Annotated in this window: 3 protein-coding genes and 1 pseudogene; all 4 read right to left on the bottom strand. The window is 31.5% G+C overall.

All coding sequences use genetic code 11. The annotated features are described in order from the left end of the window. A pseudogene (locus Q0138_RS08525) lies at positions 1 to 1,058 on the bottom strand (hypothetical protein); the annotation flags it as partial. 607 nt (positions 1,059 to 1,665) lie between these two features. Further along, positions 1,666 to 5,835 carry an Ig-like domain repeat protein gene (locus tag Q0138_RS08520; protein WP_297983410.1) on the bottom strand — a complete coding sequence of 1,390 codons (4,170 nt, stop codon included), beginning with the start codon at positions 5,833 to 5,835 and terminating at the stop codon, positions 1,666 to 1,668. Between the two features lie 404 nt (positions 5,836 to 6,239). Then, positions 6,240 to 8,531 (bottom strand): hypothetical protein, encoded by a 2,292-nt coding sequence (locus Q0138_RS08515; RefSeq protein WP_297983407.1) that lies wholly within the window; start codon positions 8,529 to 8,531, stop codon positions 6,240 to 6,242. 488 nt (positions 8,532 to 9,019) lie between these two features. Beyond that, positions 9,020 to 9,378 (bottom strand): Ig-like domain-containing protein (locus Q0138_RS08510; RefSeq protein ID WP_297983405.1); only part of this gene is annotated, 359 nt, incomplete at its 5' end.

The following is a 9,378-nucleotide window of genomic DNA, read 5'->3' as shown; positions in this document are numbered from 1 at the left end:
ACAGCAAAGCTTGCATTATAATACTCATCACCTAAGAAACTTACAGCAAATGTATAACCTCCCTGTACACCAAGGTTAATCTGTGTCTGCGCACTGCCCTTAGCATCAGTTGTATAACTGTAGACATGGCCATTGAATCCGACTACAATATCCTTATTTGCCAATGCCTTTCCATTGGAATCAACCAATTTAAAGGTGAAATATTCACCATTCCTGCCATCAATATTTATATTAATGGCATTAGTGGTCATATTGTTACATACAATTTCAGTAGCCAATTTCTGAGCAATGTTTCCTCCTTCAGGAATATAAACATCTGTAGATGCATATTCACTGACAACAAATGAAAATGGCTTCATTCCGCTTTCCAAGGAATTAGAAAGTACAGAAATATCCTTTGTCGGATTAAGTATTCCAAGTGAAGACTCAAGTTTTAGAATTGTAACTGATTCTGCAACAAGATCATCACTTGCAGCTTGGAAACTGTTGTTTTTAATGTTGATTTCTGAAATTTCAATTGAACTAGGATTTGAAATTTCTGCAGTAGCTAAAACAACTACATCTCCATTTTTAAGATAAAATACATTGTTTGTAATGTTTACATAATCAAATCCATCCTTATAAGGAAGTATGTTGAATATTGGACTACCGGAACCATCACTGATAAATGTTCCGCCACTGATTGTAATGCTTTTGGAAATGTCTATATTAGAGACATTTGCATAGGTCTTATTTGCCAAGTCTAAAATTGCACCAGTTTTAGACTTGTCTATTAAATCCTGTAATTCACTGGCATTATTTGCTGCTGCTTTTGTACCTGCACTTAGTGAATTTTGAAGACTTGATTTTTTATCTTCAGATGTGGAAATATCATCATCTGCACCATTATCATCAACTGTCACAGCCTCATCCAAGCTGAAAGACAGTGAATCTGTATTTTCTGCTGTTATTCCATTGTCATCTTGAGATGATGATGTATCATCAATGGCACTAACAGCCCCTATTGTTAAGACAGCCAGTAAGAATAAACTTACAAGCATTAGTTTTTTATATTTCATTTGAACAAGCTCCAATTAAATAGATTGAAAGAATTATTATTTTTTAATAGTTGTGTAAAAAAACGTAAAATATTAAATTTTAATATTTTTTTTAAACAAATTCTTTAAAAAAAACGTAAAATTCTAATAGTTTTAAACAAATTCTGTAAAAAAACGCAAAATTAAAATTATTATATTTTTTTTAAACAAATTATGTAAAAAAAACATGAATTTCTAAACAAAAGATATATATACTTATAGAGTCGGTTTCTATTTAAATTTTATTATAAAATTTGAACAAAGACATATAAAATTGTCTTTTTTGATAAAAAAAGTTCGAGTTTTAAAGAAAAAACTTGAATAAATTAAAATTATAAATAAAAGAAAAAAATTATTAAAATTGAAAAAAAATTATTAAAATCTATTTAAAATTGTAAATAAAAGAAAAAAATTATTAAAATTGAAAAAAAAATATTAAAATCTATTTAAAATTGTAAATAAAAGAAAAAAATTATTAAAATTAATTTAAAGTTCTAAAAAAAGATAAAATTAATTTAAAAAAAGAAAGAATGACTTAAAGTTCTAAAAAAAGAAAAAATTAAAAGAAATAGCTAAAAAACTATTCCAATTAACTCAATTTTAAAGTGTTTTTAACGCTAACAGCCTTATACCTGTCGTCTCCTGCGAATTTAGCTGTAAATGAATAAGTTCCTTTCTTGGAAATGCTTACCTTAACAGTTGCAAGTCCCTTGGAGTTAGTAGTTCCTGTGTATGTTTTGCCATTTACAGTGAAACTGATTTTCTTTCCGGCAATTGCAGAGCCTCTTGATGAAACCAAAGTAGCAGTAAGAGTCTTAGTCTTAGCACTTGCCTTATAGGTTTTCTTTGCAGTTGTAAGCTTTACAGGTTCTGGATTTACTGTGATTTTCGCTACAGCAAAGCTTGCATTATAATACTCATCACCTAAGAAACTTACAGCAAATGTATAACCTCCCTGTACACCAAGGTTAATCTGTGTCTGCGCACTGCCCTTAGCATCAGTTGTATAACTGTAGACATGGCCATTGAATCCGACTACAATATCCTTATTTGCCAATGCCTTTCCATTGGAATCAACCAATTTAAAGGTGAAATATTCACCATTCCTGCCATCAATATTTATATTAATGGCATTAGTGGTCATATTGTTACATACAATTTCAGTAGCCAATTTCTGAGCAATGTTTCCTCCTTCAGGAATATAAACATCTGTAGATGCATATTCACTGACAACAAATGAAAATGGCTTCATTCCGCTTTCCAAGGAATTAGAAAGTACAGAAATATCCTTTGTCGGATTAAGTATTCCAAGTGAAGACTCAAGTTTTAGAATTGTAACTGATTCTGCAACAAGATCATCACTTGCAGCTTGGAAACTGTTGTTTTTAATGCTGATTTCCGGAACATCAATTGAACTAGGACTTGAGCTATTTGCATTTGCTAAAACAACTACATCTCCATTCTTAAGGTAAAATACATTGTTTGCAATGCTTACATAATCAGGTCCGCTTCCATTTGAAAGAATATTGAACAATGGACTTGCAGAACCATCACTGACAATTACTCCACCACTAAGTGTAATGTTTTTAGTAATATTAATATTGGAAACATTTTCATAGGTCTTATTTGCCAAATCAAGAACAGAACCAGGCTTAGCATTATCAATCAATTTCTGTAAATCAGCAGCAGTACCCACATTTGTAGCATTTCCAGAACCAGGACTAGTACCATTGCCCGGAGCAGTCTCATTACCAGGAACAGTCTCATTACCAGGACTAGTACCATTACCAGGACTAGTACCATTACCAGGACTAGTACCATTACCAGGAGCAGTACCATTACCAGGACTAGTACCATTACCAGGAGCAGTACCATTACCAGGAGCAGTACCATTACCAGGACTAGTACCATTGCCCGGAGCAGTTTCATTTTCATCAGTAATATTAGAACTGGAATCACTTTCGTATTCAGCTTCAATTAAAACTGAACCTTCCCAAATTATACCGTTTTTACCCTCAATCAACATGAATCTATCTATATCCGAATAAGAAATAAGGCCATCATCACCCTCATAAGGAGAATCAATCCAAGTATATGTTCTATTATCAAATCTTTCAATAGCATTGAAGTTTGAAACTGTTTGATTTTTGACTGTAAGCTCTTTGCTGCCTGCCTGTGTTTGAGCAATAGTTAAAAGTTGATTGATTGCGACATCAGTCAAATTAGCACCCTCATTAGCAGTAGCATTGTTCATACTGGATTGAACAGGACCAATAGTAATATTTTTTACAAGCACTTCACCAGTAGCAGTATCAGTTAATATTAAAGTACCATTTATTGATGTTGTGCTTCCATCATAGGCTTTATAAGAAATTTTAGATTTTCCTGATTCAAATACTGCATCAAATTTCCAAACTGTCTTGATAATAATATTATCACTTACTGTGATGTTTTCACCAGGCTGCTTTATGGCATCCCCTACATTCCAACCATAAAAGACACGATACTCTTTAGTGAAATTACATTCAGGAAGAATGAAAACAGTATTAGCTTCAACTGAAACATCAGCCATTACTCCTTCACCGCCAGTAGCATTAAAGCTAACAACACAATTAGCAGGATCACTTTCGTATTCAGCTTCCATTAAAACTGAACCTTCCCAAATTGTACCGTATTTACCCTCAATCAACATGAATCCCTTATCAAATCCTTCCATCATTGATTGATTAATAAGGTCATCAGCACCTTCATAAGGATTACCTATCCAAGTATATGTTCTATAATCAAATCTTTCAGTAGCAGTGAAGTTTGAAACTGTTTGATTTTTGACTGTAAGCTCTTTGCTGCCTGCCTGTGTTTGAGCAATAGTTAAAAGTTGATTGATTGCGACATCAGTCAAATTAGCACCCTCATTAGCAGTAGCATTGTTCATACTGGATTGAACAGGACCAATAGTAATATTTTTTACAAGCACTTCACCAGTAGCAGTATCAGTTAATATTAAAGTACCATTTATTGATGTTGTGCTTCCATCATAGGCTTTATAAGAAATTTTAGATTTTCCTGATTCAAATACTGCATCAAATTTCCAAACTGTCTTGATAATAATATTATCACTTACTGTGATGTTTTCACCAGGCTGCTTTATGGCATCCCCTACATTCCAACCATAAAAGACACGATACTCTTTAGTGAAATTACATTCAGGAAGAGTGAAAACACTATCGGTTTCAACTATAACATCAGCCATTTCGCCTTCACCATCAGTAGCATTAAAGCTAATAATTGAAAAGGCATAATCAACTATCTCTAAACTTCCTTCCCAAGTTTCGTTTTCATAATTTTCATCCCCTGAATAGACTACCTTAAGATTATAAGTTCCAGAACTTAATAAATCCAAATCATTAGGATAAAGTCTTATCCACTTGCCAGTTATAATTTCAGAGGAATAGGAAGCTTCTTCAGCTGCATCAACATAAATGCTAATGGAACCTGTTGCATTTTTAGGGAAATAATAACGAAGCATAGACTCATCAAGATAAATGGAAGAGCTTATTTCAACATTTGGATTGTTGACTAAACTTGTGTTATAAGTGTCATCCCCTTCAATATTTGCAGTGTTTGCATCAAAACTGCAATAGCTGGCAATTCCACCGCAGATAGCTCCGCCATAATTAGCAAAATTATTCTCCAATATACAATCTGTAACAGTATTATCTTCACTGCAATAGACAGCTCCGCCATAGTCTTCTGCATAATTTTCCATGAAAATACAGTTTAATGAATCAGCAGTATGTAATGCACCACCATTTTTAGCGTGATTTTGAATGAATGTGGAATTTACTATTTCCTCTGCTCCATAGATAGCTCCACCATCATATCCTGCAGAATTATTTGTAAAATTACTGTTTTCACATACAAATGCACCAAAGATAGCTCCACCTCTATCACCTACAGTGTTATCATTGAAAGTGGAGTTTATAACTTGGGCAAAATATAATGCACCACCATAATCTACAGCAGTATTATTATTGAAGATACAATTTTCTGCAAGAATATAAAATGCTGCTCCACCAGAAGATGATGCAGAATTGTTTGTAAAAATACAATTTATGGCCATAGCTCCAGCAATGGCGCCACCCTCTTCTGCAGTATTGTTAATGAAAGTACAGTTTATAACAGAATAGCTAAACAAGTTATAAGATAATATTGCCCCTCCCATAGAAGTTTCATATTCATCCTCTGATGTATCAGGTACATCAGGAGAATTTCCATTGACAAAAACAATATCATTAAAAATAACTGTAGGCATTCCATTTAATGGAGTTTCAATTCCATCACCTACATAAAAAATTCTTGCACTGCTTTTAGCATCAATTGTATGACCATTACCGTTAATGGTTAAAGAACGATTAATAAGAATTCCATCTTGAAAATCAGAATCCTCAGAAGAATATGTATAATTTGAATCCAAATAGATTACATCATCTTCATTTCCATTAATGACATTGTTTAAATCTGTAAATGTATTTGAAGAGCTTTGTAAAATTTCATTTGAACTCAAAGCAGGATTATTTGAATCCTCAGAATTTAAAGAAGGGCTTGAACTCAAATCAAGATTATTAGAACCTTGTAAATTATCTGAGAGATAATCATTATTATCATCTATTTCGATAGCTGAATCACTTGCACTTACAGCAGAAATTGTTAAAATTGCTAGCAAGAGACAAGTCACCAGCATCAGCTTTTTATATTTCATTTGACACCTCAATTTTAAAAAAAAGAAATTGGGAATTTAATCCCTGTAAAGTTAATTAAACTCTAAAATTAAGAAAAGCTTCTAAAATATATAAAAGTCTAAAATGAAAGAAAACCTTTCAATTAATTTAAACTCTAAAATTAAGAAAATCTTCTAAATATTAAAATCTATTAAAAAAATAAAAATAAAAAAATAAATGAATTAAATTCATTAAAGACCATATAAATAATCTAAAATAGAATTTAATAAATTAAAACCTATTAAAAGACTTAAAATAGAAATAAAGAAATTAAAGACTTAAAATAGGAATAAAGAAATTAAAAACCTATTAAAAGACTTAAAATAGGAATAAAGATATTAAAAACCTATTAAAAGACTTAAAATAGAAACTAACAAACTAAAACCTATTTAACAATTATCTTGAAGGTAACTGTTTTATAAGCAGAAGCCTTGTAATTAGCATTTCCTAATGCCTTAACTTTCATCTTAATCTTATAGGTTCCTTTCTTAAGGCCTTTTTTAATGGTAACCTTACCGGTTTTCTTATTAATAGAGATCTTACCGTTACCACTTACTTTAGCATAAGTCAAAGTTCCTTGGCCTTTTTTGGAAAATGTTAAAACCTTTGATACTGCAAGACTTTGTGCCTTCTTTTTAAGTGTTGTAAATTTCACTTTAACTGTTTTAGCCTTAACAACTAAAGGATTTGCAGCCTTTACAATCTTAAAGCTTGCCTTAACAGTTCCTGCATAATCACCCATTCCAACAACTGTTACAGTATATGTTCCAACCTTTTTAGGAGATGCTGCAGACCATTGTAAAGTGTAGTCAACACCTTCCTTAAGAGCAACACCATTTGTTATTGTAAGTGTTGGCTTTTGGACTTTAGCATTGTAGGTGAATGTTGCTTTTGACAATTTCAAGCTAGCTGTAGAAATATCTGTTGTTGAAACATCAGAATCAGTGCTATTTGAATCAACCCCTACATATACAAGATAATTTCTGTTGTAGGTCAAATCATTTTCATCTTGATTATCATAGCTAACTGAAACAACATGTTGGCCCTTAGTTAAATTGGAAAATACCTCTTTTACACTGGTTTGATTATACATTGAATATGTAGATTTGTAGTTTCCATCTAAATAAAAGTCCAAATAACCTACCTTAGGACTTGTTACTGTAAGGGTGAGAGAACCGCCGACATCAACTTTACTTGCAGATATGCTTGATGTTAAGTTTTTTGAGTTTTCACTGACATATGATCTAAAGAACATGTCATTATTTATTCCATCAATTGTATAGTTAATATAAAATAGGTGGTATCCTGCAGTTAGGATTCTTAATGGAATCACATTTAAGGAAGCGCTTATTGGATAATTGTCCAATATATTTGCACCCATTTCCGGCACGTCCTCTTCTACATTCAAACTTGCATTATACAAACTTACAGTTCCATTGAAATCACCAGCTGCTTTAAAAATAATATATCCAGGTTCTTCAGTACTTATTTCAGTTATAATGAAATATGGTTCAAATATAAATGAAACTATATTTTCTTCACTAAGATCTTTATAGGTGACTTTAACTGTGTGATTACCTAGGAAATCTGAATCAAACACATCTATTCCATCTAAATCTTTAGGATAAATGAACAAATAATCTTTTGTTCCATTAAGTTCCTTATTATAATATTCAGTACCATCAATGTAAAGCTTTACAGTACCATTAACATAATCCTCATCACTAATATAAGCAATATAATTATAATAACTTGAAGCATCAACTTCATCATTTAATTCTATATATAAAGGACTGTCACCATGATAAGAATAATCCTCCTCATCATCATCCCCTGATGATGAGTCAACATCGACCTCTACATCAAAGTCTTCAATTGTTATTTGATAGCCGTCTGTAGTCTTGAATAATACTTTAACAGTATATTCTCCATTTACACCCATAATACCTAAATCTGAATCAGATATTGAAATAGTGTCCCCTTCAGAAATTGGACTGTTATAAACTTGAACGCCATCAACCAAGGCAAGAATTTCTCCATCAGCAGGACAATTTTCCATATTAAAGATTTCCATACCAGTATGAGTAACATATGTCATATAAGTTTTTTTACCATAAAAATCAGATGGAGAGACTGATCCCCTTACTTCAATTGTTGCTGTAGCCAATTCAATTTGATGGGTGTAGCCCTCATCATCATCATAGGCAAATGTTACATTAATAAAGTATAATCCAGCAGATTCAATATCTAAATCATCTAAGGTAAGTGGTGATCTGTCAAGACCATAAGCCAAAATACTGTCAGAATAATTGTTTTCAATCCATATGTCACCTTCAGCACCTTCAGGTACTTCAAAAATAACTGCTGGAGCATCTTCTGCAGCTAAATTCATGGATTCATTAATTACAACATTAAAATCACTTGCATCGTATGAGGAGCCCTTGACACCCTCATCAGCTTTATTTTTCTCAACTGTCACATCATCATCCAAGCTTTGGGACAGTGAATCCGTATCTTCTGCTGTAACATCATCCAAGCTTTGGGACAGTGAATCCGTATTTTCTGCTGTCAGTGCATTATCATCTGAGAGAACTGTATCTTCAACAGCACTAACAGCTCCTATTGTTAAAACAGCAAGTAAGAATAAGCTTACAAGCATTATCTTTTTATATTTCATTTGAATAACCTCAAATTAAATAACACTTTTAATCAAAAGATTTTTATTAATTAGACAAAATTTGTAAAAAAACATGAATTCTTAAACAAAGTATGTATTATATATAGAGTAAGTATCTATTTATATTTTATTATACGATTTTGTACAAAGACAAATAATATTGTCTTTTTTAGTAAAAAAAGTTCAAGTTTTAAAGAACAAACTAAAATAATATTGCATATTTTTAAACAATTAATAAACATAATATTGTATTGAATTTAGACATTGGAAGTGAAAAATGTTCAAATAGTGTTAAAGAAATTACAATCATATAAGAATGGGTAAAAAATGAATAAATTTAAGGTTTTAAAATAAAAGAAAATTATTAAATTTAGTTAAAATTTGAAAAAAAGAAGAGAAAGACTTAAAATTAATAAAAAATTATTAAAATTAATTAAAAATTCTAAAAAAAGAAAAAATTAAAAGAAATAGCTAATAAACTATTCCAATTAACTCAATTTTAAAGTGTCTTTAATGCTTATAGCATTATATCTGTCGTCTCCTGCGAATTTTGCAGTGAATGAATAAGTTCCTTTCTTGGAAATGCTTACCTTAACAGTTGCAATTCCTTTTGAGTTGGTAGTTCCTGTATATGTTTTGCCATTTACAGTGAAACTTATTTTCTTTCCAGCAATTGGAGAAGATCTGGAAGTTGTAAGTGTAGCGGTAAGAGTCTTAGTCTTAGCATTAGCCTTATAGGTCTTCTTTGCAGTTGTAAGCTTTACAGGTTCTGGATTTACAGTAATCTTCGCAACAGCAAAGCTTGCATTATAATACTCATCACCTAAGAAACTTACAGCAAATGTAT

Origin of the sequence: uncultured Methanobrevibacter sp. (assembly GCF_937906425.1) — an archaeon.
Taxonomy (GTDB): Archaea; Methanobacteriota; Methanobacteria; order Methanobacteriales; family Methanobacteriaceae; genus Methanobrevibacter.
The sequence above is the reverse complement of the archived record's forward strand: the minus strand, read 5'-3'. Positions and strand labels throughout refer to the sequence as shown.

What these genes read in the sequence shown, in the direction of transcription:
- Q0138_RS08520 (WP_297983410.1), bottom strand. Translation starts at nt 5,835, where the DNA reads ATGAAATATAAAAAGCTGATGCTGGTGACTTGTCTCTTGCTAGCAATT.
- Q0138_RS08515 (WP_297983407.1), bottom strand. Translation starts at nt 8,531, where the DNA reads ATGAAATATAAAAAGATAATGCTTGTAAGCTTATTCTTACTTGCTGTT.